Origin of the sequence: Hyphomicrobium denitrificans 1NES1 (assembly GCF_000230975.2) — a bacterium.
Taxonomy (GTDB): Bacteria; Pseudomonadota; Alphaproteobacteria; order Rhizobiales; family Hyphomicrobiaceae; genus Hyphomicrobium_B; species Hyphomicrobium_B denitrificans_A.
Genome location: NC_021172.1, coordinates 775,054 through 798,406 on the forward strand (window position 1 = coordinate 775,054; position 23,353 = coordinate 798,406).

A 23,353-nucleotide genomic window follows, 5' to 3' on the forward strand; every position below is an offset into this window, starting at 1 on the left:
CCGAGCCCGCGATCGCGGCTCCACCTGCGCGAAAGCAAGCGCTCTGTTTGGCCAGCACTGGAGAGCACACCAAACGCGGGCGAGTGCCGCCAGTTCCGTCGTTAGTGTGGTGCTACGCAAGCTTGCACACACTCGACGGAATGGCGGCACGAGGTCGGGCGGCAGCCCGACAAAGGGGGTGGGGGGAAATGCGTTGAATTGCAGTGCCTTTTGTTTCGCGTGCCCTCTGCAGCGCCCTACAAACGCGCGTAGGGGTGTGTGTAGGGGTGCAAAGCCTATCGGACGCGTTCGATACCGCGTATCGCGACGTGTCCGATAGGGGAGAAGGTAGAGTCGGTTCCTCGTGCCTTGGATGTTCGTCTGACGGATCAGGACGCGAGATCGGCGATGATATTGGTGAGGTCGATTTCGTCACCACCGAAGCTTGCGATCATCGCTTGAAGCACCGCATCCGGCTCAAGTTTGTCGAGATCGAGCGGGTGTCCGGCTTGGTGGGCGAGTAGCGTCAGGAAGGTGAGTTGGGTTCGGCCGTTGCCCTCCCGGAAGGGATGGATCGCGTTGAGCTCGGCGAGGAAGTGAGCGGCAGCAGCTGCAAACTCACTTGTGCCGAGGCCGCAAAGGTAGCGCTGCTGCTTTAATCCGGCAAAGACACGAGTCATCTCCGCGGCGATGTTTTCCGGATAGCAAAACACGCTCTGGCCCTTGGCAATCCGAACGGTCCGGTATTTTCCAGCCCACGGAAAGACGTCCTGAAAGAGGTGAAAGTGGATCGCGCGGTAGTGCGTGGCTGAGAAACGGCCGTTGGGTAAAGGCTCTTCGGATCGCGCGAAGGTCATCGCCGTCTCGAAGCGTTCGAGCGCCTCCTTAGAGGTGAGACCCGCTTTATTCTTGAGAACAGAGCTGCCTGAATGGCAGTAGGGATCGCGTTCTGCCTCGTACATGAGCGAGGCTTATTTCTTCCCGAACTTCTGGGCAAGCTCGGAGCGACGCTTCGCTGGGTTCATGCCTTCAGTTCGGGCAAGCTCTTTGTGCATGGCTTGCGTGAGCGTGATTCCTTCCACGGAGCTTATGCTACTGAAGGCGCCCCGGCCGAGCGTGAATTGGCCCGTGCGCGCATCGCGCTTAAGGCTGCCGCTAGATTTCTTGCTGCACTGGGAGACCGTCTTTGCCATGGACGGAATATAGCACGCGGGGCGTTGATCTGCACGTGGCACTTGCACGCGAATGAGGCGAAAGTAGCAAAATAGCCGTGTCGCAGAATATCTGTTTTGCGACACGCAAAGCTCATATTGTCAAGCAGGCCACCTTCATTTGACAGATATGGGTGAATGTACTCCTGAAATGCAACGCGCCGCCGCTCTGTTGAGACACTTTGTAACCCGTTTCGTTTGATCGGTTCAGGCTGTGCCCTTTTTGTTGTTTTTCGTTGTGGGAATTCCAGTGCCCGTAGACCCCCGCGAAAAACTTTTTGAAATCTTTCTCTGATTGCCCCCGCCGATCGTACGGCCGTCACGTCTGGCGGGCTCGGCCGTCTGACTCTTCGCCGGCTGAGACGAATGAGAAATGTCTCGGGAGCCCAGATGGGCCGCATCGAGAGCGATAATCTCGAATGGGATGCGCTCGTCGATAATCACTCGGCGCAAGAAGAGCTCCATGGCCTCGGACATGTTGAGGCCGATCCCTTTTGCCATAGGGTAGGCGCAAAGGTGATAGTACTTCCCTCCTCCCCTACCCAGTCAGCCGCGCCTTCAATTCCTTCCTTGATGCATTTGAGTTTTGTATTTCGCTTTAAGCGTCCCTATTTTTTAGGTCTGTAAATATAGATATGGATATAAATACTATTATAGTGTCGCGTTGTTTTACGTATCGCGTAACGTTTCTTTACAAGAGGCGTCGCAATTATTTACGAGGGCGTCGGGAATCGCGACGGCGTGTAAGGACTTTTGACAGGGCGTAAAGCTTCGCGACAGGGTGTCCAAAATCTTTACAGGGTGGCGTAGAGCGCGGCTGGTACCTTGGATCTGCGTTTCAGCGAGATGCCGGAGATCAGAAATGGGCACCGGGGAATTATCAGTCATTGGGTCGGCTAGCACATATTTGATGGACAGCGTTGCTCGCCGAGCGCAGCCTGCCTCCGGTCATCGTCCAGAATAGTTACCCCGCAATCGCCGTGCCGCTACGTATGCAGCACCTCACCGACGGCCGTCGCGTGGCCGGCACTGAGGGGGCAATCAGCCTCAAATAAAGCAATGCACGACACGCGGGATTCCGCACTGCTTGCGTAACACCCCCCAGGCTATACTCGAGGCGGAGGCGAATCACGTGGCAGACCCCAACGCGATAACAGCGGCACAACGGCAGACGATTCTGATTACGCATGCAAATGCGGAAGACAATGACGTCGCGCGCTGGCTGGCGGCACGGCTGGTGATGGCGGGCTATCACACGTGGGTCGATCTGCGGTCATTGAAGGGCGGCCAAGATTTCTGGGACGAGATCGAAAACGAACTCCGGCATCGTGTCATCAAGCAGATCGTTCTGATCTCGCCCCACATTCGCAAACCTGGTGTCAAGAAAGAACTCGCGCTCGGCGACGCTATCGGCCGTCAGCTAAACGATCCGGATTTCATGATCCCGATCCGTATCGCGCCAGTTCCCCACTCGGAATTTCCGCCCGAACTCCTGCGGCGCAATGCCATCGAAGCTCAGCCCAGCTGGTCAGCTTGCCTCCCGCTTCTGCTTGAGACCTTGCAGGATGCCGGCGTGCCTCGATCGACCTCCGGCCGCGGCGATCTCGTCGCCAACATTGTTGCCGCGCAGGAAGCTGCCCGGCGGGCTATTGTCCGGTCGCCAGAGAAACTCGTGTCGAATTGGTTCGATCTTGCACCTGGCAGGCCCAATCTCAGGATGTTTGGAAGCAAAGGCACGCCGGGCCAGTTGGACGCTTGGCTGGACACTGTGCGGCTACCCTTCATTCGCCACAGCGGGCTCGTGGCCACATTCTGCGATCCTGCAACCTTTGCAGCAGCGGGCAGCCGCGGCCCCACGCTGGTTGACCGGTTCAATCTTCCTTTCGACAGCCTAGTTCGGGGCCGCGATGATACGCCCTTCGTCAATCGCGCAGACGCCCGCCGCAACGTCACCAATCTTGTCCGCCAGCACTGGGATCTGGCGCTCGAACGACGGGGCCTCAAAATATTCGAGTTCGCCGCCGGCAAGACGGGTTGGTACTTTCCTGACGGCCTGATCGACGGCTCCGTCACCGCCGACCTCGGCGATGGGTTGCGCGTCGACCGCATCCTCAGCGGCAAGTTCAAGGAGCGGCGTTGGCATCTCTGTCTTGTCGCCCGAACGCGGCTGTGGCCAGATCCGCTGTCCGCGTCCATGCCAACATCGCTCTCTCCGAGGACGGCAAGGTCCTCGCAGGCGAGGCCACGCACGGGCTGCGCCGCCGACTGACGCGCTCCTGGTGGAACAACAAGTGGCGCGATCTGCTCCTCGCTGGCATGCATTGGCTTGCAGAAGGACAGCCGGTGCTATCGATGGCTGCTGGGGCCGAGATGTTCGGCGTCTCAACCTTGCCCCGTCGAGCGGAAATTCCCGTCTCCTTTCAGGCAAGCGAAGGACGTGACGCGGAGGAAGATGCGGCAGGAGAGATCCTTCTGTCATCCGAACTCGACGACGAGGTGGGCGAGGAGTTGTCCACTCCCGACGAGGAGCAGAACGACGCATGACACTCGAGGCAATCCACCTGCCGGAACCGTTGCTCGCATTTGCACACGGCCAGTCGCTAGAAGGGCCCAAGGATGGGCTGTTCCTGTTCGGCCCGGTCGAGGATGCGAGTGGCCGCAATCAGGTCCGTATCGGTATCATCGGAACGCCGGAGGGCGTTGGGCTTGCGCGGCTCTGGCTTAGGCGCCTGTCGGGCTTCATCCTCGGCAAGACCGACAAGAGCGGCAATCCGGTATCATGGGCACCCTCGTGGCCCGGCTTCGCCGAGTGTTTCGGGGTCTCCCTTCCACTGCAAGGTACCGCCGAGCTAAAGCTCGATCGCGTCGCCGTCGAGGCCGCGATCAAGAAGGGGAATCGCGCCGATGCCGTTAGGTCGACGGTGATCATGTTCGCAGCCGCCATTCGCAATCATGTCCGCACCGAGGAGCGGCAACCCGACCTGTGGTTAGTCGTGGTGCCCGATGTTGTCTTCCGGTACGGCCGACCGCAGGTCGGCCTCCCGCCCAAGGCAGAGCGCACACGATCGACGATCATCTCGGCCAAGGCTGCGAAACGGGCGCTCATCGGCGGCGACCTGTTTCCCGAGATCGTCGACGAAGCAGAGACCTATCTTTTTTCGAGCAATTTCCATCACCAGCTCAAGGCTGAACTGCTGCAGGACAAGATAGCACTCCAACTCGCCCTCGAGAGCACGCTGGAGGATCGGGCGATCACCAACGCCAAGGCAGAGCGCCGTCGTGGGCTGCTGGACGAGGCAACCGTCGCCTGGAACTTCGCCACGACGCTGTACTTTAAGATGGACGCCAAGCCGTGGGCCCTGGCCGAGGTGCGACCCGGCGTTTGCTACGTTGGCTTGGTTTTCAAGAAGAACCCCTCTCCAACTGCCGCAGGCGAGACATGCTGCGCAGCGCAGATGTTCCTAAATTCGGGCGACGGTCTCGTGTTCCGCGGTGCCCTCGGACCCTGGTACTCCGATAAGACGCGCGAGTATCACCTCTCGCTGAAGGCGGCCAAGTCTCTCATGATCTCCGTGGTCAACGGCTACAAGGCCAAACACGGACGCTACCCCGTTCAGTTGTTCATCCATGGCAGGCACACGTTCAACGTCGATGAGTGGCGTGGCTTCGCCTCCGCCGTCACTGATGAGACCCAGTTAATCGGCGTGCGCATCCAGAGCCAGGATGACATGCGCCTATTCCGCCCGCAGGCATCCACCCCTGTCCTGCGCGGGACGGCTATTCTCGTGACCAAGCGCACGGGGCTCCTGTGGACCCTCGGGTATGTCCCGCGCCTTGCTAGCTACCAGGGCTTCGAAACACCCAAGCCGCTATCCGTCGAGGTCACGCATGGTGATGTCGATCTGAAGCAGGTGCTCGCTGACGTACTTGCCTTGACCAAGCTCAACTATAACGCCTGCGATTTTGCGAGCGGATTGCCCGTGACGCTGAAGTTCGCCGATCGTGTCGGCGAAATTCTCATGGCCTCCCCTCGGACCGTCTCGGCACCACCTCTTCCTTTCCGCTTCTATATTTGATGAGCGGGTCTTTTCGTAGAGCCGATGGGAATCGCACCTGTGTCGCTGAGTTTGGATGTCTGCTTGTTGGCAGTATCCGGACGACGCGTCGATCGACTTCTGAGCCTACCAAGCATCCGTGTCCCACTTCCGGTTTCTCCGCGTCACATCTTTGACTCTCAGGACAAGGACAATTGACTCCCCTTCGGCTCGGGAGGTGATCCTTACGCATTCTGCGGGGCTAGTTCTTCGGAATCGCATGAGCGTCCTCCCCCGTAAAGCCGACACGCGCTCTTAGTCGCCGAACACGAGCGCCTTCGTGACTTCAACGGTGTCGCGCCATTTCTGTGTCGAACGGAGGTAGCCGGTCTCCGGCTGGAGCTCGACAAGGCCCACCTCGCGCAGGCGCTTGATCATCCCGTGGATGGACTGGCGAGAGAAACCGAGGCTCTGGCCGAGCTGCTCCTTGGAGGCGAAGCACCAGCCAGGCACGGGGCTGTGCGTGCTCGAAAGCTTATGGACGCTGTCGGCCAGGCAGTATTCGTGGATCGAGATGCCGAGCTTCTTGCGTGCGGAGTGCAGGATCAGCGTGTAGCGGGCCTCTTCGGTCTGTAGACGCTTGCGCTTCTGCTGCGCGGCCTGGCGGCCTTCCTCGATCCTCTGTGCCTGAGAACCTAAATTGACGCGATTGAAAGCCATAGCGCTTGCCCGCATTATAGCGCGGCTAGAGCGCGTCAGTGGGTTATCAACAGTAGATGAAGGAATGCCCTACTGCTGGGGTTGGTCGGGAGAGACATCAGCGCGCGGAGCTCCGAGCTGCAGCTGCTGCATGATCTTCTGTAGGCCCTGGATGAGGACGTTGGTTTCCTTCGCGCGTTCGCCCATGGTCTTGATCTGCTCATCCTTGACGGCCATCTGGCCGGTGAGGAGCCCGATCATTTGATCCTTCTCCTTGATGCGCTCATCCTTCTCCTCGAGGCGCCTTTCAAGCTGCTCGACAACCGCTGCGTGGTCGCGCGCTAAATCTGGCGACAGGTCGCGACCTGTCGCGACGTGTCGCGGCTCGTCGTCGCCGTTACGACCTGCGTCTTCTATGGGAGGCTGGCTGTCGTTGGTTGGCGCGTCCTGTCGCGACAAGTCGGGACTTGTCGCGCCAAGGCGCGACCCGTCGCGCTCGCCAACTCGGCAATCTGGGCGATGTGCCGTGCGACGGACTCAGGGGTGATTTTGTACTGAACGCCAAACGGCGTTTCCTGTCGCAGGCAATCAAGCTCGCCGTTCTTGCAGTAGCGCTGGATGCTGCGGAGAGTGCGGGGGTACTCATTGCCGACGATTTGCTCAAGGCCAGCGAGGCGCATTCACCGACGGCGCGGGAGAGCTGCATCAACTGGTTCAACCAAACGATTCACAGTCGCTTTGACAACCCAAAAAAGCGTAAGATCATTGTTGTCGCCCAGCGGCTGCATGCCGAAGATCTGCCCGGACACCTCATTGCAAAAGGGGGCTGGGAAGAATTGATCCTGCCGGCCATCCACTCCGAAAAGAAAATATACGACATTGTTTCTGGAGGGTGGAGGGTGTGGCTCGGCCCGGGGCACATTCTTCAGCGTTCTCGGCACGACAAGGAGGATCTTGAGCAGCTCAAAAAGGATATGGGCGAGCATGATTTTGAAGCCCAGTATAATCAGTGTCCGCTGCCGCCAGGCGGTTACATTTTTAAAAGCGCCTGGGTGAAACGCTATCAAAAAGCTCCGGGCCCGGCCAAGGTTGAGGCGATCATTCAAAGCTGGGATACGGCCTATCAAGGCGATGAGACCAATTCCTACACGGTCTGCACGACCTGGGCGAAGTGCCATGATGATTATTATCTGCTCGACGTCTGGCGCGATCGCCTCAACTTCGTGGACCTTGTCAATCAGGTCTACGCCCTCAAAGAAAAATGGAATGCCAAGCTGGTCATCGTCGAGAAGAAAGCCAGCGGCATCAGCCTTCTCGAGGTCATCAACCAAAACGGCAATCAGAAGTGGCTGCTGTCACGCGAGCCAGAAAAGGGAAGGTCGAGCGTGCGCAGCAGCAGACGGTGAAGTTTGAGCAGGGCCTTGTCTGGCTACCTGCCGAAGCGCCCTGGCTGGCGACTTTTGAGGCCGAGATCTTCCAGTTCGCTCAGTGCAAGTTCGATGATCAGGTTGACTCGACCGTTCAATTTCTGAGCTCCACGGATTTTCCACTCTTTCATACCCGACTTCGGTCCCTGGGTTGACGGTCTGAAGAGTACATCGATTGAAAAACGTGCGCGCGTATATCTCGACGACGGGCCGCAACCGATTTTGGATCGGGAACTGCCGGCGGATGTCTCGCTCCACACGACCGCACTTGCCGGCGGACCACATCGGCTGACGATCGTGGCGCGCGGTGAGAGTGGAGGCGAAGGCGTCAAGGAAGTTCCGTTTGTCGTTCACAACGGGCCCGGGATCATCATCTCGGGGCTGCGGCCGCATTCCACACGGCGCGGCAATATCCGCTTCACAGTCGACGCTTTCAGCGCTGATGATCCGTTTGATCCACGCCGTGCCTAGGCGCGCTCGTCAATTCCGGTTTGGGTGATGTCCCTGTTCGTGGTCGCCTGGGCCGTCTGGTACGCAGCTCGCATGCTGGATGTGCCGGCCGAGTTCGCGCATACGCCGACCTACAGCAGCCAGACCATAGGATCTCCGCGTTGATCGCAAGCTCATCGAAGATCACCGAATTCGGATTTGGCCGCGAATTTGTTCAATCAGATTCCGGGCGAGAAAGGCGATCTCAACCCAGGCGTGCCCACCTCATCAAAAAACGTCGCGTGCGCCGCATCCGTGCGTGCACCCACAATCGCGTCGACATGGGCGTTGTCACAAAAATATGTATTTCAAATATATCTTATGTGTACGATGTTCAGTGGCACGTCGCGCAATAGCGCGAAACTAATCAAGGGGGCGATTTCGACTGACGGGGCATACGTCGCATAAGGAGAATGAGATGCGAATATCCACCGTAAGCTGCGCACTGGCCTTACTGGCCTACGCCACGACGCCAGCTCTCGCCAACGAGAGCGTGACAGAGGCCGTTAAGAATCCAAAAAACTGGGCGATGCAGCAAGGCGACTACGCCAACCATCGCTATTCCACACTCGATCAGATCAACACGTCGAATGTCGGAAAAATGCAGACGGCATGGAGCTTTTCAACCGGCGTTCTCAGAGGTCACGAAGGATCGCCGCTCGTCATCGGCAACATGATGTACCTGACGACGCCATTCCCCAACGTCGTCTTTGCACTCGACCTCGATAAGAACCAACAGATCGTCTGGAAATATACGCCAAAGCAGGATCCTTCCGTTATTCCCGTCATGTGCTGTGATACAGTGAACCGTGGCGTGCAGTATGCGGACGGCAAGATCTTCCTCTATCAAGCGGACACGACGCTCGTCGCCCTCGATGCCAAGACAGGCAAGGAAATTTGGAAAGCCGTCAACGGTGATCCAAAGAAGGGCGAAACTGGTACGAGCGCGCCGCTCATCGTCAAGGACAAAGTGATTGTCGGCATTTCCGGTGCCGAGTTTGGTATCCGCGGGCGCCTGACGGCCTACAACATCTCGGACGGCAAGCTCGCCTGGACCGCCTACTCGACCGGTCCGGATCATGACATGCTTGTTGATCCGGAAAAGACGATGTCGCTCGGGAAGCCGATCGGCAAGGACAGCTCGCTGAAGACCTGGAACGGGGACCAGTGGCGGATTGGCGGCGGCTCGACCTGGGGCTGGTATTCGTACGATCCCGAGCTAAACCTGATCTATTACGGGACGGCAAATCCCGGAACCTGGAACTCGGTGCAGCGCGCGGGGCCGGACGGCAAGCCCATCGATCAGAAGTGGACGATGACGATCTTTGCCCGCGATCCTGACACGGGCGTGGCAAAGTGGGTATATCAGATGACGCCGTTCGACCAGTGGGACTACGATGGCGTCAACGAGATGATCCTCGTGGATGGCCTCGACATCAAAGGTCAGAAGCATAATGCGCTCGTTCACTTCGATCGCAGCGGCATTGCCTACACACTGGACCGCAAGACGGGCATCCCGCTGGTGGCGGAGAAGTTCGATCCGGTCGTCAACTGGACGACGGGTATCGATCTTGATCCGCAGAGTGCGACATATGGGCGGCCGAAGGTGGTTGACGCCAAATCGCCATTCCACAATGGCCAGGACGTGAACTCCAAGGACATCTGTCCAGCGGCCCTCGGCAGCAAAGACGAACAACCCGCTTCGTATTCGCCATTAACGGGCCTCTTCTACGTGCCGACCAACCATGTGTGCATGGACTATGAGCCATTCAAAGTCTCGTATACGGCGGGACAGCCCTACGTCGGCGCAACATTGTCGATGTATCCGCCGAAGGGTGAAGAAGGCCACATGGGCAACTTCATTGCCTGGGACGCGAGCAAGGGCAAGATTGTCTGGTCGAAGCCCGAGAGGTTCTCGGTGTGGTCGGGCGCGCTCACGACGGCCGGCGGCATCGCCTGCTACGGCACGCTCGAAGGTTACTTCAAGTGCGTCGATCAGAAAGACGGCAAGGAATTGTACAAGTACAAGACGTCATCGGGCGTCATCGGCAACGTCTTCACCTACGAGCATAACGGCAAGCAGTACATCGGCGTCTTCTCGGGCGTCGGTGGTTGGGCCGGCATCGGCCTTGCGGCCGGGCTAACCAATCCAACAGACGGATTAGGTACGGTCGGCGGCTACTCAGCCTTAAGCAACTACACGGCTCTTGGCGGTTCGTTGACCGTCTGGTCGTTGCCATGACACTGAGTTGAAGGGATGGCGCGGATTAACGTGATCCGCGCCACTTTCGTGCGGCGGGGAAGTGACCACTTCCTTCTAGCAACGCAGAGAATCGAGCGTGCACTGGATTCCCATACCGGCTTGCTGCGGAAAGCAGTACCTGATCCTGGGGGTTGAGCTGCCGCACCATACCAGGATTGTGCGTTTTTGCGTGAGATGAGTTGCTTTCCGATGGAGCGGCAGCTGGGCCAGCATCGGTTTGCTGCCGGATTGAACAATCCGATGGATAAATCTTGGTACGGCCGGCGGTTAATCAGTCCTCAGCAAATACACGGTGTTCGGCGGTTTGCCATCCGGACGCTGTCGTAGTGGTAAGAAATTGGCGCAGATCGAAAGCTCTACACCAATTTTTTCAACTGCAAGCGATTTAGGAAAACATTGTGTCGTGGGGATTGCTTAGTAGCCCGCGAATTCTTCCGTCCGAATGTTGTCTTCGTTCACGTTCAGCCGGATGAGTAACTCGCGCATCGCCTTGACCATGCCTTCGGGGCCGGCCAGATAATAGATTGGCCGGTTCAGATCCGGGACGTATTTCATCACCATTGCTTCGTCGACGCGGCCGCGTTCGCCATGCCAGTCATCCGGCGCCGACTCGGACGCGACCGGCACGTAGGTGATGCGCCGATGTTTCGATGCGAGTTGTTCGAATTCCGCCTTGAACGGAAAATCTTCGAACGTACGGCAAGCATGCAGTAAGGTGATCTCATGCGCGGTCCGGTCATGAAGGGATTGGGCGATCATGCTCCGGACCGGCGTCACGCCGATACCGCCGATTAAAAACGCCGCCGGCGTCGCTTGCGTCTTATGCAAGGTAAAGTCGCCGTACGGTCCGTCCAGGGCCACTCCCGCGCCAACGGGCAAGTTCTTCAGGCATCTTTTGTATGCGGTATTGCGCATGCGTGTCGCAACCACCAAATTCGGCTCGAACGGCGCGTGCACCAGCGAAAAACCACGCGTATCGCCTTCGGTATCCGTCTCCGCCGGATTGATCAGCGTGAAATCCGCAAATTGTCCTGCCCGGAATTCGAAATTCTCCGGCTTCTCAAATGAGAAAGCCATGGTATCGCGAGCGATAGTTTCCTTTTTGAGCAGTTTCACATTGGATTTCATGGGCAACCTCATTTCTATACAGTTTTAACAGGGGCTTATTCAAATATGAGAATTTAAGCCGCTAATCGCAATATATTGAGCATGGGAATTCGGATATGCGTGACCGAAGTGATTTGCACTGGTACTGTTTCAGATAAAATCGGCCAGGAACAACTTCCATCAAAGAAGTTACGTCATGATGAGACAATCATTTCCCACAGCTCATTCGAAACTGAAACGCGCCTACGAGCCCGAAGGCGAACGATGGCACCCGTATTCTTGTCGACCGTCTATGGCCGCGCGGCGTCAGCAAGGCGGAGGCCGGGATCGATGAATGGATGAAGGAAATCGCCCCAAGTACCGAGTTGCGCAACTGGTTCGGCTATGAGCCGACACACTGGAATGAGTTCCAGCGTCGAAGTCGAGACTAGCGGCAGCTGGGCTTGGGGTCGTGCATCACACCAACTCCTACGCGTCGCTCCAACCGGCAACCAATCGCGTGAAGCTGCCGGAATTTACCACAGTCGACGCCGCGCTCTATTGCCAAATCAATGATTACGTCCGAGCGCAGTTCAACGTCACCAATCTCTTCAACGAGAACTACATCGTCTCTGCAGACAGCAATGATAATCTGCTGCCTGGCGCAACGAGGACCTTCTTAGTCTCGCTGACTTTATCCTTTTAGAATCGAGCCGCGCAGCTACGTGTGTGCGCACCTCGTTTGTTACTCGAAGGAAGAAGTTGCACGTAGTTTGCATGGGCTGGGAGGCAATCGATGACAAAGCACGGCGATTAAATCGTTGCCGCAGCAGAGAAGACCCGCCGCTGCTGCCGTGGCCTGGAGCTTGATCCGCTACGTCGATGTCATCTTGCGCCGCTATCATGAAGTCACGGGCGAGCACGGAATATTGCACGAGACCGGGGAGACGTTCCTAGAACTGGCGGAACGTCGGATGCAGGAGACAGAATCCGAAGGGCAATAAGTGCGACGCGATAGCCGGGTCTGGCTATTAAAATTTCGGGGATCGGCGCCTTACCTTCTAAAACAAGACGGCAGCGACCCTCAAGAGCGTGCCTCGCAGGCGATGAAGACGTGCCGCGGACCGAGGTTTCTCTCGGAGGCGGGAGATCAACTTCGCGAAGGCCTTTCCTCGTCATCGAGAATAGCCGCGGCGCGACGTACGATACCAAGCATTAAGCCCGACTCAAATGCACGCAGTAGTACGCCCTCGCAAAAACGTTCCTGTCGGATGACAGCAGTGAGCAGGCGCAAAAGTTATTCGGGCGTCGCTTGGGCGAGCTTCGACGGATCATGGCACAGCGACTGTGCTTCGTCCGCGTGCGCCCAGCCTGCCCATCTGAACCCTGTCAGAACGCAGCCATTATCATAGGCGGATTCAACGAAATCTTCGGCGATGTCGCTGTAGACCACATACGGCATGATGAACTCCCCGGACTCGGTATTCCGACCAGAGGTAATGGCGCCAGCGTGGAAGTCAGGGCTTTCCAGAGCTGGAAGATAACGCGTCAACGCCCGGAGTTGCGGCAGGAAATCGGCCTTGTGAAAGACGTTGTCGCTGTTTTCGATCATCGTGCTTGGCCGACTCGCGGAATCAAGAACCAGTAAATCCTTGACCTACTGGTGGACTGCTTCTGCGGCTCGGAGAAAATGGAACGTGCGGCGCAGACGTCGACACTAACGCGTCCTTTTCATCAGAAGTCCAGCCAGTTTTTCGCTGCAGAAATCGGAATTTCGCACAAATGCCGGGATCTATTCGCGCGTCACCTAAAGAGGTTGCGCGTTTTTCGATCAGCGCTTCAGTTGTTCCGTCGTGACACCGCCTGCCGCGCAGGCGAGAAGCGTGTCCACGTCAGGTAACAGTTGGAGAATCCGGGTTGTCACGTCGGATATTGTCGACCTTGTTCTGATCGGTTGAGTTTATCATTCTTACTCTCTCCCTGTTCTTATGTGTCACTGCTTGAGGCGGTTCGCAGGGAAGGAGATGACGGCCTGCCGGCCACATCTTTATGATGGAGCCCTATTCGGCACGCTCATCGACTGGTCCGCGCTATGTAGCTATGTATACGTCACCCTGCGCCGCCACCATGCATTCGGCCACCTCGGTATTCTGCGCGACACCGGGGAGGCGTTTCTGGAACTGGCAGAACGGCGGATGTGGGAGAAAGACTCCGCAAAATAACCTCGGGCATCCTAAGTCCTGAACGTGATCGCGCAAGCAAGGCAAAACGGGCGCTGAAGCTACGCCTTACGCGGCCCTGCGCCCCACGATTGCAGTATACACTTTCCGCTTCTCGACGACCGCCTTGGTCAAGTCGTACATCGATTGTAGGTTCATCCAGAATTCTGCCGAGCCGCCGAAATAGCGCGCCAACCGGATTGCCGTATCTGCCGTCATGCCGCGCCGCTCTGCGATCAGCTCCGTCAGCCGATTAGCGGGAACGCCGATTTCCTTGGCAAGCGACCGCGCACTCATGTTGAGCGGCTTTAGGAACTCTTCGTCCAACATTTCGCCTGGATGCGTCGAAACACGCTTCATGTCGAGCAGGCTCGGTGCCGGATGGGATTTCTTCGTCATCGCCTTTCTCCTCAGTGGTAATCCGTAATCTCAACTTCGCTCGGCCCCGCTTCCGTCCAACGGAAGCAAACTCGCCATTGGTCGTTGATACGGATCGAGTGCTGGCCGTCTCTGTCACCAGCCAATGCCTCCAAATGATTGCCAGGAGGAACAGCCAGTTCGCTCAACGCCGTTGTGCTCGCAAGCTGGTCGAGTTTGCGCTTCGCCACCGAGCTGACGTTTTGCCAACCCTCCTTAGTCTTTCCCGTAGCGAAGAATTCAGCCGTCGCTTTCGAGGCGAAATCGATTATCATGCCGTAATATATAATACGGATCACGTATCGTCAACAGACAGTCGACCCTTACCATCCGGAAGGCGATGCGCCAGACTTCCCGTCCCGAGGTGGCAAACAGGGGCGATGCAGGGACCCACGCCGGGTTCAGATCGGCGTGCGTTTTCCTTACCATGGAAGGCTGCAGTCTCGCGATATTGGTGAACACCCGAGCCTATGCGCAGGCCAAGATATAGCTGGGCTAGGGAGTGTTCGGCGGACCGCGCTAGCAAGGGCGATCGGCGCGGCCAGGATCGGCGCGCTAATTTTTTGAAGTCTGCGGCGGATCAAGCGACGGAATTGGGAGTATGCTTCCCGCACGCATGCACTGACCAAACACGGCATGAAGCCTTGGTGCTTATCGAACATGAGCACAACAATGTTTCGTGGCCATTATTGACGGTTGCGCTCAAATAAGTCGGCCCAGCCTCCTACGCGCCACAACGGCACCGGCAACTCGCTTGCGAACGTCATCACTGCTAATGCCGGTAATAACGTTCTCGACGGTGGGGCGGGCACCGATACCGCGAGCTACGCGACAGCGATGTCGGGCGTGATGGTGTCGTTGGGCTTGACAGGTGCGCAGGCGACGGGTGGATCGGGTACCGACACGCTCTTGAACTTCGAGAACCTGACGGGCAGCGCCTATAACGACACGCTGACCGGGTCGGCGGGAGTCAGCAACGTCTTGACCGGCGGTGCCGGCAACGACACCTACTACGTCCAAGACACCGGTGACATTGTCACTGAGGCGGCCAATGGAGGCACCGACAGTGTGTTCTCTTCCGTAACCTACACTCTCGCTGCTAACGTCGAAAACCTGACGCTGACGGGAACAGCGAATATCAACGGCACCGGCAACGCGCTCAACAATATCTTGACTGGCAACTCCGGCACCAACGCGTTGGCGGGTGGCGCAGGCAACGATACCTACATCATCCAGAACACGACCGATGTGGTGAGCGAGGCCTCGAGTGCCGGAACCGATACCGTTCTCTCATCGGTGACCTACACGCTCGGGTCCAATGTTGAGAACCTGACGTTGACGGGGGCGGCGGCGATCAATGCAACGGGTAACGCGCTCGCCAATACCTTGAATGGTGGTTCCGGTATCGATACCATGATCGGCCACGGCGGCAATGATACCTACTATGTCGACAACGCCGCCGACGTCGTGACCGAAGGCTACCAGGGTGGCAGCGACACGGTTTACGCGAGCGTCAGCTATACGCTGGCGGCCGGCCAGGAAATCGAATTCCTACGGGGCAATGCCGGCTCGACTGGCCTGACGCTCACCGGCAATGAGTTCAACAACACGATCATCGGCAATACCGGCGCGGACACCCTCAATGGCGGTCTCGGCAATGACACCTTGACGGGCGGCTCGGGCGCCGACTCCTTCGTCTTCAACACGGCGCTCAATGCTTCGACCAACGTCGACACGATCACTGACTTCACGCGTGGCTCGGATAAGATCAAGCTCGACAATGCGATCTTCACGGCTCTCGGGACAACGCAGAACATCGCGTTGCCGGCTTCCGCCTTCTACATCGGCACCGCCGCGCATGATTCAGACGATCACATTATTTACAATTCGACGACGGGAGACCTGATGTACGATCCTGACGGCACCGGATCCGCTCCAGCTGTCCTGTTTGCCCATTTGTCTCCCGGGCTGACGACGTTGGCGGCAAGCGATTTTACGATCGTTTGACATTTGTCATTCGAGCGAGGGTTCCAGCGGATTCTCGCTCAAATGTTCCAACGAGAACTCCTTGCTGTTTACCTACGCCGAAATCATAGCTGCTTGAAAACAAGTGAGGCCTCGTAACCATGAGGCCTACCGCAGAATGTTTGGGAGCTAATGTGGTGGGCCGAGTCACTACAAACCGGAGCTTGCGAATTGAGCAATCCAAGCAGCTCAGCGTCGGTTTGACGTTGATTCACTCTTAAGCCAAGGCGCCGTTAGCCGCGCGTCTAAGCCGGCTCCGCAGAGAAAGCTGCCGAGGACGGGATGGGGCATAGTGCATCACACACGGGCGATCGTCCCAATAGCTGACATCGGCATCAAGACAATCGGCGACGCAAGAGCGCCGCCGACGGCGTCCGGTCTTAGGGGCATGGCGTCAGAGGATCAGATATCGATCTTCTCGGCGATCTCAATCGCGTTGTCGACCTCGATGCCGAGATATCTGACTGTGCTTTCAATCTTGGAATGCCCAAGCAAGAGTTGGACAGCCCGAAGGTTTCCAGTCCGCCGGTAGATGAGCACCGCCTTTGTCCGGCGCAGCAAGTGCGTGCCGAACTTCGCTGGGTCCAGGCCGATGCTGGCGATCCACTCCAGCACCAAACGCGTACTGCCGCGTTGTAAGCCCGCCTCTGTCGCCACGACCAGCGACGAGGAACTGGCCCGGCTTGCGTCCGGTCAAGCGCAGATACTCGTCGATGGCCTGGCGTGTCTGATCGGTCAGCTCAAACCGTACCGGCCTGCCGGTTTTCTTCTGCCGGATGGTTGCGCGGTCCATCGAGTATCCACTCGGCGCAACATCATCGACGCGGACGGCAACTACGTCACAGCCGCGAAGCTTGCTGTCGATCGCTAGGTTGAAGAGCGCGAGATCTCTCTTCTTCCCTCGATTTGCAGCTTGGTCCGGATCGACCAGACGTGGCTAGGCCGCAGGGGCGGCTTCACGCCGACGAGCTTGCCTTATTCCAAGGTACTCGGGTCACTGTCTTTCGGGCATGTTCCTGTTCCATGATTTGTCTCCTTTTTAGAGAGACAAACGAACATGCTCCGCGGCAGCACCTACGCCCGACGGCCGGATTCGGGCTAAAACTTCCGTAGCTTGGTTAGCGGCAGACGCTTTTGACCCATAGCAGACGTCGACGGTCAACGAGCGTTGGCAGCGTCGCGCCAGTGTGCAACGAACTCGCTGAGCTCGCCATCGGCGATATCGGAGACGGCGAAATAATCGAAATCGCGTCCACGCCAACGGATCACGGAATAACCATCGCGCGTTTCCGCAACCGACGGCGAAGATGTCGCATTTGTTCGGCCGCTGGGTACAGCAACGACGCTGATGACGTGGGCGCGGCGACGATAAACCAGGACCGGAACGGCCTTTCCGTCCAGAATTTCGACGCGCCCTCCCGCCAGCGGAAATCCTGAAGATGCGAGATCGACCACCTGCGGCGAGAGTGCAAGCTTGCTATCAAACCAGGGTTTTACCGTATGCCGATCGCTTGATGCGACGTCGTAGGGTGTCGCCGCCAGCAAGGCACGCCGGTGATCGGCGACGATTGCTGCCACATCATTGGAGACCGGATCCTGACGCAGGATACCATACATACCAGCCCCCGCGACGAAAGCCGCCAGCGCCGCAGCCGCGGCCAACCGCCCCCAACCATCACGCCTTTGAAATGATGAGCGAAGCGGAACGATGACCGCGCCCGGAGGATCCGCAATTTGCGCAATACGACTCTTCAGATCATCCGAGGCGCGCTCCGTTGCGATTTGTGACTGTAGCGCGCTCTGCAGCTGCTTCAATCGATCGTATTCGGCTTTGAGTGTGGCGTCGCTTGCCAGACGCCGCTCTACGTCCAGCGCCGAGGCCGCATCAAGTTCATTATCGATATAAGCATTCAGCAGAAGAAGCGATTCCTCCCGCGAGGACCATGCCGTTGGTTTGATCATGCGACACCCGCCTTTCCGGTGCCTGCCATTCCGATGCGCTGAATGAGAAGGTTGCGGGCACGCGCAAGACGCGACATCACTGTTCCAATGGGGATCGAAAGAACTTTCGCGACTTCCTGATAGCTAAGGCCCTCGATCTCTCTGAGCACCAAGACCTCGCGATAAGCGACAGGCAATGCCGCGATGGCATGATGGATGTGCTCGGCATCCGCTTTCTCGATCAACATGGCTTCCGGCGAGGATTTCGGTCCGACCATTTCCAAGCTTGCCCGTTCGAACGTTCCTTCGTCATCGGTCGTTATCATGGCCTTGGGTCGGTTCTTCGCCATCCAGGTAAAGGCCGTGTTGCGGACAATGGCGAGAAACCACGCACGCGGAGCATCATCGCCGACGGATGAAATCGCGCGGAAGGCACGTATGCAGGCGTCCTGCAGAACATCTTCGGCATCGGCGCAATTGCCCGTAAGCCAACGCGCCAAAGCGAGCGCGTCGTCAACGTGCGGCAGCACCACTTCTGCAAATCGTTGCTTGTCGTCCATGCCGCCTCACGCAGGCATTACTTGAACAGAATGATTGATGCGAGCTAACGCGCCCGTTCCTTCAGGTATTCGATGACGTCCGCACGATCCTTTGCCGCATCGAGATGAAAGAACATTTTCGAACCGGGAACGAGCTTCTGCGGGTCGGTCAACCACTTGTCGAGTGTCTCCTCGGTCCACGTCAAGCCCGAATTCTTCAAGGCGGGAGAGTAGTTGTAGTCCAGAACTGAGCCGGCCTTCCTGCCGAACACCCCGCGATGTTTCGGTCCGAGATCGTTCGTGTCCAGCGAATGACAGTCCTGGCAGCTCTGATAGACCTCTTCACCGTGCGATACGTCAGCCGCCAGTGCGCGACCGGAAACAACCAGGCCAAGCGCCGCGACAGCGACGCATTTCAATATCTGCATCATGTCGAAAAACCCTCAGTCAGCCAATGACGTGTCGGTTATGGCCAGCGGCAAATTATTCCTCTTGAACGCGACGCTGGTGATGCCGAGCACGCTGCGAAGTTTGTCAGCCGGCACCCGGAGTGGCCCGGGGGAAGGCGCTGTACCGGGCTCCGGCTGTGGGAAGGCCGTGGATCGTGCGGTATGAAACGTCACGTTCCCTTCGACCTTCTGCATGAGCTGATGAATGTGGCCGTTGAGGACGGTCACCGATCCGAAACGCTTCAGGTAGCTTAGCGCTACGGCAGCATCGTCCGTCCCCCATCCCCAGCTCGGATAGACCGACCATAGCGGGATATGCGCGAAGACGACGATCGGCGTCGAAGACTTCAGCGGTCGCAAATCATCCTCGAGCCATTCAAGCTGCTCGTGTCCGAGGTATCCCAATCCGAACTGCTTCAAATCGACGATGTTGTTGAGCCCGACGAAGTGCACGCCATTGGCATCGAAGCTGTACCAGCCGCCGCCTTTCGTGTGTTTGCCATAGCGTTCGAGATAAGCTTTCTCGGTCGCAGGGTCGGTAATGTCATGCTCGCCCGGAACATAGTGCACGTTGAGACGCGTGCCGCTGATGATCTGGTTCGCGTCATCGAATTCTGCGGGCTTTGCGCTGTGCGTAATATCGCCGGTGTGTAACAGGAAGGCTGGTTTTGTCGGCAGTGCATCGATTCGGCCGACAGCTTCTTTCAGTGTGTCTATCGCGTGAGGATTGGCCGGCTTGTCGAATCCGACATGGCTGTCGGAAATTTGCATGAAGGTGAAGCCGCTCGTTGCCGCCGCAGCCGCTTGCGCATCATCGAGCAACGAAAGCGACTTGGGGACCCCGCCGGCCACTGTCCAAAGGACACCCGTGCCTGCCCAAAGCATGCATTCCAGTGCATGCCGTCGATTGAGCTTGGGATCATTAGCGCTATCGTCCATGAGAGAATTCCCTTCTGTAAGTCGTGACATCGTCATTCGAAGGGCAAGACTCAGGGGTTCGGCGCTTTATTCCGCCGTCAGCGAAAAAATTTGGTCATTGCCTCGCGCGCCCAGCAATTACGGCAGTAAGGCTCCGCACCGGCGAGTCTAGTCAGATTGTTGGACCCAATTGAAAAAGGAAAACCCATGTCCCGGTATCTCAAGCTTTGTGCTGCTTGTGTCGAATATCGAACACGCACGCAGCAGTCGGCGTTGACGAAAATTTCCAGGTCAGTTTGAAGATCTGCTGAAATTTTTGTCACGGTGAACCTGGAGCCGAACATATCATCTAGATATGTGATTGCGAGCGCTATGACGCAGTCCGCTGCTGGCCTTAAGCGCCATTAGGCTAATGGCGGCATTCAGACAATCGCGAGAAAGCTCGAACGACTGAAGGTCGATCGGTGGTCGATGCCGATAGCAGTCTTTCTTCACAGTAGTTTAGGCGGGTTTCTTCCTCACGCCGTTCGTGTCGGTTATTAAGTGAGCGGACTACGGAGCGTGGCGTGGTGACTAAGGCACAGAGGATACTCTGGCTGCCCTAGCTTCGAGTTGACTGTAACGACTCCCGCCAAGCCAACGTAAAGCCCCTCGTAATCATTACGGGAGCTTCCAAATGCGTGTTTTTACAATTCTCTTGGGTGCATTTTTCGCGTTGTCCGTCGGTGCGTCCTCGTCGTTCGCGTTCGAAACCAAGCCATTTAATACAAAAGCCTTTGAAGATGCGCAGTCGCGGGGAAAACCAATTTTGGTCGACGTGTTTGCACCATGGTGCCCGTATTGTAAGGCCCAGCATCGGGTCCTTGATCATCTGAAATCGAATCCCGCATACGATGAAATCGAAGTTTTTCAAATCGACTTTGATCATCAGCCGGACGCGCTGAGAGCGTTGAAAGCGACCAAACAAAGCACGTTGATAGCCTTCAGGGGGGACAAAGAGACGGGCAGGGCGGTTGGCATCACCGACACGCAGCAGATTGAAGATCTTTTACGATCGACACGGAACTAGGCCATGCTACTGGCCATCATTGCCGGCTTGCTTTCATCGTTGTCACCGTGCGTCCTCCCTTTGCTGCCGATTGTATTCGGATCTGCGTTTAGCGAGCATCGCTATGGTCCTGCCGCGCTTGCGGCCGGGCTTGCGATTTCCTTCACCACGATCGGTATGTTCGTCGCAACCGTCGGATTTTCACTCGGATTGACAGAAGGATTGTTTCGCATGCTCGCTGCAGCCCTTCTCGCCATCTTTGGAATGGTATTAATAGTTCCGCGACTTCATGTGGGATTTTCTGTACTGGCCAGCCCCATCAGCGCCTGGACGGAGAGTCGCTTCGGCGGGATTGATAGTTCTGGCTTGGGTGGACAGTTCCTGTTGGGCCTACTACTGGGGGCTGTTTGGAGCCCCTGCATTGGACCGACGCTGGGAGCGGCATCGGTCTTAGCTTCGCAAGGCAAGAATTTTACCGAGGTGGCGCTGACGATGGGTGCCTTCGGATTGGGAGCGGCGTTGCCTCTTCTCGCAGTAGGCATTCTTTCGCGCGAGAAGCTAGCAAGCATGCGGGGGAGGCTCGCCAACGCCGGAACGAATGGCAAGCTCGTGCTTGGTGGGCTACTCCTGGTTTCTGCATCGCTCGTTTTGACAGGACTCGATAAAGTCGTCGAAACCAAGCTGCTTGAACTATCGCCGACGTGGCTGACGCAGATTACGACGTCCGTATAGCCGTGAGCACCGTCCCACTCCAACCAATTTGGCCAGTTTTTCGAGCGCGCTCTTGGCTGCTCGCCGCTCGCCATATCCGAATGAGAAGAGAGAACTAAACCGATGAACCAACGAGGAATTGCAATTGCAGCTGCAGGCGTTATGCCATTCGTGTTGCACGCGGGCAGTGCGCTTGCGCAAGTACAGGAATCTGGCCGCTTCCTGAGCTTAGACCTGGCGATGGATGCGGCGAACGAGGCGGTCCGCGTATGCCGAGAAAAAGGTTGGCCCGTCAGCGTCTCTATCGTTGACGCTACCGGTAAAATCAAACTGCAGGCCACGGGCGATTTCAGCGCCAGTCACACGAAGGATGCGAGCTTTCGCAAAGCCTATACGACAGTGGCATATGCGTCACTTTTCCATTTCACCAAGCTCAGCGAATGGGTTGCGGCGCTGAAAACTAATCCGTTCGCGTCCACCTACGCGACGCTGCCCAACATCTTTTTGCTTCCGGGCGCAGTAGCCATCAAGGACGGTGATGAAGTTATTGCTGCGATCGGAGTCGGCGGAGCCCCCGGAGGCGATAAGGATGAAATGTGCGCGGAGGCTGGCTTGGCGAAAATCAAAGATCGCCTCACAAAGTGAAACGAAGGCGAACATACAAGTGCAGCCTTATGAAGGCGACCGTCTCACCTTGCTGCCATTGTTTCGGTTGGCAGACGAGTCGGAGGTTCATATCCTCAGCTATTATGAAATCGGACACGTCCTTGTGGCGCGCAGTGAAGGGTCAATCGTCGGGTTGCTCCAGATTTCGGAAGAGCAGCAGGAAGCTGAGATCGTCAGCTTGGCGGTTATTCCAGAACGCCAACGGCAAGGTATTGGAACGTTGCTTATCGACGAGGCGACTGACTATTGTCGCCTAAACTCCAATCGTCGGCTTACCGTCTGCACAGGGGCCTGGGAGACGGATAACGTCACGTTCTACATGAGGAGAGGGTTTCGCATTTTTAATGTGGCGCGGGATTTCTTTACTCGTGAAAAGGGGTACGAGTTGGCAAACCGCGATCAAGTCCAATTAGAGAAGTGTTGTAGTGAAGCAAACATTCAAAGCTCAGACGCTCTCGTTCGAACTGGTTAACTTTCGGCCTTTAACTCACTTGGTACCGGATGCAAAAATCCCATTTGTCGACATTGCACCCGATATGCGAGGCCCCAGCGGTAGCCCGTCGAGGACGTCTGCCTAGCCGAGGAGAGCAGACGTCAGCAGGACATTGCTAATTGGCGGCGACTACTCAAAGAGGACTTTGAGAAGGTCTGCTGCCGAGCGTTCCGGAGCGCCATCCCCCAACCGCTTCGACTTGATGGTTCGATTGATTAATTCGTACGGGACGGTTGCTGCCATCCAAATCAGACTGACCTTTCTCGTCCGTTTGGATCTACCTAAGGAAACCGCTCCCAACCACCGCAATGAATGCGATGCCCTAAAGAACGACTTTTAAGCCATCATCCTTTGGCAGGAGTTGAACTGTCTGGGTCTGGCGAGACCCATTTTGGAGGTGGACCGCTAGGGAAGATCCATTCGCGACCCGTTTTCTCCTTCAGCTTCTCAAGTTGCACGTGAAGTCGACGGAACATCAACTCGTCAAGAAATACAACGAGAGGCTCCCATTCGAGCGCGCCCCCTACATGAAAGCCCATATTGAAATTGACTCCGACGTCGAACTTCCCACCTTCGAAACCGATCTCTAAGCTTCCGGTTATCGAGTCGTGGGCATCGTTGTGAGCGTAGCGTTTATTGCGAAGTTCAACGATGTTGTAATGCACGGGGCGAAGCTCGGCCGGTAACGCGCTGCCCGCCGGCTCCAGAAGCGATCTTGCCGCCAGCATCCGGTCTGCCC

Annotated in this window: 26 protein-coding genes and 3 pseudogenes; 14 read left to right on the forward strand and 15 right to left on the reverse strand. The window is 57.2% G+C overall.

The annotated features are described in order from the left end of the window. Window positions 1–368 precede the first annotated feature (368 nt). The gene (locus tag HYPDE_RS03540) at window positions 369–941 is read right to left on the reverse strand and encodes a Fic/DOC family protein (protein WP_015596985.1); all 573 of its coding nucleotides are present in this window, start codon (window positions 939–941) and stop codon (window positions 369–371) included. A 456-nt stretch (window positions 942–1,397) separates the two neighbouring features. Then, entirely contained in the window at window positions 1,398–1,691 is a 294-nt protein-coding gene (locus HYPDE_RS19780) for a type II toxin-antitoxin system RelB/DinJ family antitoxin (protein WP_015596987.1), read from the reverse strand. A gap of 631 nt (window positions 1,692–2,322) precedes the next feature. Between HYPDE_RS19780 and HYPDE_RS03555 the strand changes: the two genes are divergently transcribed. The 3 genes from HYPDE_RS03555 (at window position 2,323) to HYPDE_RS03565 (ending at window position 5,266) form a co-directional block, all read left to right on the forward strand. Next, a complete protein-coding gene (locus tag HYPDE_RS03555) occupies window positions 2,323–3,459 on the forward strand; it encodes a toll/interleukin-1 receptor domain-containing protein (RefSeq protein ID WP_015596988.1) in 1,137 nt (378 codons plus the stop codon). A 74-nt stretch (window positions 3,460–3,533) separates the two neighbouring features. Then, complete coding sequence (locus HYPDE_RS03560; protein ID WP_144061175.1) at window positions 3,534–3,734, forward strand: hypothetical protein; 201 nt, start codon at window positions 3,534–3,536, stop codon at window positions 3,732–3,734. Further along, window positions 3,731–5,266 carry an argonaute/piwi family protein gene (locus HYPDE_RS03565; RefSeq protein ID WP_015596990.1) on the forward strand — a complete coding sequence of 512 codons (1,536 nt, stop codon included), beginning with the start codon at window positions 3,731–3,733 and terminating at the stop codon, window positions 5,264–5,266. Before HYPDE_RS03560 ends, HYPDE_RS03565 begins: the two co-directional genes overlap by 4 nt. A gap of 273 nt (window positions 5,267–5,539) precedes the next feature. Here HYPDE_RS03565 and HYPDE_RS03570 read toward each other — a convergent pair whose 3' ends face one another. Both HYPDE_RS03570 and HYPDE_RS03575 read right to left on the reverse strand, forming a co-directional pair. After that, window positions 5,540–5,944, reverse strand: a complete 405-nt coding sequence (locus tag HYPDE_RS03570; protein ID WP_015596991.1) for a MarR family transcriptional regulator — start codon at window positions 5,942–5,944, stop codon at window positions 5,540–5,542. Between the two features lie 69 nt (window positions 5,945–6,013). Then, window positions 6,014–6,382, reverse strand: a complete 369-nt coding sequence (locus HYPDE_RS03575) for a hypothetical protein (protein WP_015596992.1) — start codon at window positions 6,380–6,382, stop codon at window positions 6,014–6,016. An 8-nt stretch (window positions 6,383–6,390) separates the two neighbouring features. Between HYPDE_RS03575 and HYPDE_RS03580 the strand changes: the two genes are divergently transcribed. Further along, complete coding sequence (locus HYPDE_RS03580; RefSeq protein WP_051111961.1) at window positions 6,391–7,329, forward strand: hypothetical protein; 939 nt, start codon at window positions 6,391–6,393, stop codon at window positions 7,327–7,329. A 23-nt stretch (window positions 7,330–7,352) separates the two neighbouring features. Here the strand turns inward: HYPDE_RS03580 and HYPDE_RS19685 are convergent, their stop codons facing one another. Beyond that, entirely contained in the window at window positions 7,353–7,481 is a 129-nt protein-coding gene (locus HYPDE_RS19685; protein ID WP_280109728.1) for a hypothetical protein, read from the reverse strand. A gap of 91 nt (window positions 7,482–7,572) precedes the next feature. Here HYPDE_RS19685 and HYPDE_RS19450 point away from each other — a divergent pair, with 91 nt between their 5' ends. Together HYPDE_RS19450 and HYPDE_RS03595 are read left to right on the forward strand one after the other, a co-directional pair. Continuing rightward, complete coding sequence (locus HYPDE_RS19450) at window positions 7,573–7,821, forward strand: hypothetical protein (protein WP_015596993.1); 249 nt, start codon at window positions 7,573–7,575, stop codon at window positions 7,819–7,821. Between the two features lie 436 nt (window positions 7,822–8,257). Further along, window positions 8,258–10,081 carry a methanol/ethanol family PQQ-dependent dehydrogenase gene (locus tag HYPDE_RS03595; protein ID WP_015596994.1) on the forward strand — a complete coding sequence of 608 codons (1,824 nt, stop codon included), beginning with the start codon at window positions 8,258–8,260 and terminating at the stop codon, window positions 10,079–10,081. Between the two features lie 435 nt (window positions 10,082–10,516). Here HYPDE_RS03595 and HYPDE_RS03600 read toward each other — a convergent pair whose 3' ends face one another. Then, on the reverse strand, window positions 10,517–11,230 hold the full coding sequence (locus HYPDE_RS03600; RefSeq protein ID WP_015596995.1) for an FAD-dependent oxidoreductase: 714 nt from the start codon (window positions 11,228–11,230) through the stop codon (window positions 10,517–10,519). Window positions 11,231–11,405: 175 nt separating this feature from the next. On the opposite strand from HYPDE_RS03600, the pseudogene HYPDE_RS18640 reads away from it, so the two are divergent. Next, window positions 11,406–11,637: pseudogene (locus tag HYPDE_RS18640) on the forward strand (DUF488 domain-containing protein); the annotation flags it as partial. 23 nt (window positions 11,638–11,660) lie between these two features. After that, window positions 11,661–11,894 (forward strand): TonB-dependent receptor, encoded by a 234-nt coding sequence (locus HYPDE_RS03605; protein ID WP_015596996.1) that lies wholly within the window; start codon window positions 11,661–11,663, stop codon window positions 11,892–11,894. A gap of 444 nt (window positions 11,895–12,338) precedes the next feature. Here the strand turns inward: HYPDE_RS03605 and HYPDE_RS03610 are convergent. Continuing rightward, window positions 12,339–12,800: pseudogene (locus tag HYPDE_RS03610) on the reverse strand (DUF6508 domain-containing protein). Between the two features lie 412 nt (window positions 12,801–13,212). Between HYPDE_RS03610 and HYPDE_RS19480 the strand changes: the two are divergent. Beyond that, window positions 13,213–13,410, forward strand: a complete 198-nt coding sequence (locus HYPDE_RS19480; protein ID WP_015597000.1) for a hypothetical protein — start codon at window positions 13,213–13,215, stop codon at window positions 13,408–13,410. Between the two features lie 66 nt (window positions 13,411–13,476). On the opposite strand, the gene HYPDE_RS03620 is transcribed toward HYPDE_RS19480, so the two are convergent. Both HYPDE_RS03620 and HYPDE_RS03625 read right to left on the reverse strand, forming a co-directional pair. Further along, complete coding sequence (locus HYPDE_RS03620; RefSeq protein WP_015597001.1) at window positions 13,477–13,806, reverse strand: HigA family addiction module antitoxin; 330 nt, start codon at window positions 13,804–13,806, stop codon at window positions 13,477–13,479. Between the two features lie 11 nt (window positions 13,807–13,817). Then, window positions 13,818–14,099, reverse strand: coding sequence for a type II toxin-antitoxin system RelE/ParE family toxin (locus HYPDE_RS03625; RefSeq protein ID WP_015597002.1), 282 nt, complete (start codon window positions 14,097–14,099; stop codon window positions 13,818–13,820). 421 nt (window positions 14,100–14,520) lie between these two features. Between HYPDE_RS03625 and HYPDE_RS03630 the strand changes: the two genes are divergently transcribed. Further along, window positions 14,521–15,831, forward strand: coding sequence for a calcium-binding protein (locus HYPDE_RS03630; protein WP_015597003.1), 1,311 nt, complete (start codon window positions 14,521–14,523; stop codon window positions 15,829–15,831). A 420-nt stretch (window positions 15,832–16,251) separates the two neighbouring features. Here HYPDE_RS03630 and HYPDE_RS18645 read toward each other — a convergent pair. From HYPDE_RS18645 to HYPDE_RS03660, 5 genes and pseudogenes are all read right to left on the reverse strand, one after another. Further along, window positions 16,252–16,874: pseudogene (locus tag HYPDE_RS18645) on the reverse strand (tyrosine-type recombinase/integrase). A gap of 133 nt (window positions 16,875–17,007) precedes the next feature. Continuing rightward, window positions 17,008–17,811: an anti-sigma factor family protein gene (locus HYPDE_RS03645; protein WP_015597006.1), complete on the reverse strand. Its 804-nt coding sequence runs from the start codon at window positions 17,809–17,811 to the stop codon at window positions 17,008–17,010. Beyond that, window positions 17,808–18,350 (reverse strand): sigma-70 family RNA polymerase sigma factor, encoded by a 543-nt coding sequence (locus tag HYPDE_RS03650; RefSeq protein ID WP_015597007.1) that lies wholly within the window; start codon window positions 18,348–18,350, stop codon window positions 17,808–17,810. Before HYPDE_RS03650 ends, HYPDE_RS03645 begins: the two co-directional genes overlap by 4 nt. Window positions 18,351–18,394: 44 nt before the next feature. Next, window positions 18,395–18,760 (reverse strand): c-type cytochrome, encoded by a 366-nt coding sequence (locus HYPDE_RS03655; RefSeq protein ID WP_015597008.1) that lies wholly within the window; start codon window positions 18,758–18,760, stop codon window positions 18,395–18,397. A 12-nt stretch (window positions 18,761–18,772) separates the two neighbouring features. Beyond that, window positions 18,773–19,717, reverse strand: a complete 945-nt coding sequence (locus HYPDE_RS03660) for a metallophosphoesterase family protein (RefSeq protein WP_015597009.1) — start codon at window positions 19,715–19,717, stop codon at window positions 18,773–18,775. Window positions 19,718–20,372: 655 nt separating this feature from the next. Here HYPDE_RS03660 and HYPDE_RS03665 point away from each other — a divergent pair. The 4 genes from HYPDE_RS03665 (at window position 20,373) to HYPDE_RS03680 (ending at window position 22,593) form a co-directional block, all read left to right on the forward strand. Further along, entirely contained in the window at window positions 20,373–20,765 is a 393-nt protein-coding gene (locus HYPDE_RS03665) for a thioredoxin family protein (protein WP_015597010.1), read from the forward strand. A gap of 3 nt (window positions 20,766–20,768) precedes the next feature. Further along, a complete protein-coding gene (locus HYPDE_RS03670; protein WP_015597011.1) occupies window positions 20,769–21,476 on the forward strand; it encodes a cytochrome c biogenesis CcdA family protein in 708 nt (235 codons plus the stop codon). A 102-nt stretch (window positions 21,477–21,578) separates the two neighbouring features. Beyond that, the gene (locus HYPDE_RS03675) at window positions 21,579–22,100 is read left to right on the forward strand and encodes a GlcG/HbpS family heme-binding protein (RefSeq protein WP_041319920.1); all 522 of its coding nucleotides are present in this window, start codon (window positions 21,579–21,581) and stop codon (window positions 22,098–22,100) included. 19 nt (window positions 22,101–22,119) lie between these two features. Continuing rightward, complete coding sequence (locus tag HYPDE_RS03680; RefSeq protein ID WP_015597013.1) at window positions 22,120–22,593, forward strand: GNAT family N-acetyltransferase; 474 nt, start codon at window positions 22,120–22,122, stop codon at window positions 22,591–22,593. Window positions 22,594–22,958: 365 nt separating this feature from the next. Here the strand turns inward: HYPDE_RS03680 and HYPDE_RS19030 are convergent, their stop codons facing one another. Next, window positions 22,959–23,342, reverse strand: a complete 384-nt coding sequence (locus tag HYPDE_RS19030) for a hypothetical protein (protein WP_144061176.1) — start codon at window positions 23,340–23,342, stop codon at window positions 22,959–22,961. Between the last annotated feature and the right edge of the window lie 11 nt (window positions 23,343–23,353).

Excerpts from the sequence above, each read along its gene's own strand:
- HYPDE_RS03600 (WP_015596995.1), bottom strand. The coding sequence starts at position 11,230 with ATGAAATCCAATGTGAAACTGCTCAAAAAGGAAACTATCGCTCGCGAT.
- HYPDE_RS03655 (WP_015597008.1), bottom strand. The coding sequence starts at position 18,760 with ATGATGCAGATATTGAAATGCGTCGCTGTCGCGGCGCTTGGCCTGGTT.
- HYPDE_RS03670 (WP_015597011.1), top strand. The coding sequence starts at position 20,769 with ATGCTACTGGCCATCATTGCCGGCTTGCTTTCATCGTTGTCACCGTGC.
- HYPDE_RS03675 (WP_041319920.1), top strand. The coding sequence starts at position 21,579 with ATGAACCAACGAGGAATTGCAATTGCAGCTGCAGGCGTTATGCCATTC.
- HYPDE_RS03570 (WP_015596991.1), bottom strand. The coding sequence starts at position 5,944 with ATGGCTTTCAATCGCGTCAATTTAGGTTCTCAGGCACAGAGGATCGAG.
- HYPDE_RS19030 (WP_144061176.1), bottom strand. The coding sequence starts at position 23,342 with ATGCTGGCGGCAAGATCGCTTCTGGAGCCGGCGGGCAGCGCGTTACCG.
- HYPDE_RS03540 (WP_015596985.1), bottom strand. The coding sequence starts at position 941 with ATGTACGAGGCAGAACGCGATCCCTACTGCCATTCAGGCAGCTCTGTT.
- HYPDE_RS03660 (WP_015597009.1), bottom strand. The coding sequence starts at position 19,717 with ATGGACGATAGCGCTAATGATCCCAAGCTCAATCGACGGCATGCACTG.
- HYPDE_RS03645 (WP_015597006.1), bottom strand. The coding sequence starts at position 17,811 with ATGATCAAACCAACGGCATGGTCCTCGCGGGAGGAATCGCTTCTTCTG.
- HYPDE_RS19780 (WP_015596987.1), bottom strand. The coding sequence starts at position 1,691 with ATGGCAAAAGGGATCGGCCTCAACATGTCCGAGGCCATGGAGCTCTTC.
- HYPDE_RS19480 (WP_015597000.1), top strand. The coding sequence starts at position 13,213 with ATGACGGCCTGCCGGCCACATCTTTATGATGGAGCCCTATTCGGCACG.
- HYPDE_RS03620 (WP_015597001.1), bottom strand. The coding sequence starts at position 13,806 with ATGACGAAGAAATCCCATCCGGCACCGAGCCTGCTCGACATGAAGCGT.
- HYPDE_RS03650 (WP_015597007.1), bottom strand. The coding sequence starts at position 18,350 with ATGGACGACAAGCAACGATTTGCAGAAGTGGTGCTGCCGCACGTTGAC.
- HYPDE_RS03595 (WP_015596994.1), top strand. The coding sequence starts at position 8,258 with ATGCGAATATCCACCGTAAGCTGCGCACTGGCCTTACTGGCCTACGCC.
- HYPDE_RS03565 (WP_015596990.1), top strand. The coding sequence starts at position 3,731 with ATGACACTCGAGGCAATCCACCTGCCGGAACCGTTGCTCGCATTTGCA.
- HYPDE_RS19685 (WP_280109728.1), bottom strand. The coding sequence starts at position 7,481 with ATGAAAGAGTGGAAAATCCGTGGAGCTCAGAAATTGAACGGTCGAGTC.
- HYPDE_RS03625 (WP_015597002.1), bottom strand. The coding sequence starts at position 14,099 with ATGATAATCGATTTCGCCTCGAAAGCGACGGCTGAATTCTTCGCTACG.
- HYPDE_RS03665 (WP_015597010.1), top strand. The coding sequence starts at position 20,373 with ATGCGTGTTTTTACAATTCTCTTGGGTGCATTTTTCGCGTTGTCCGTC.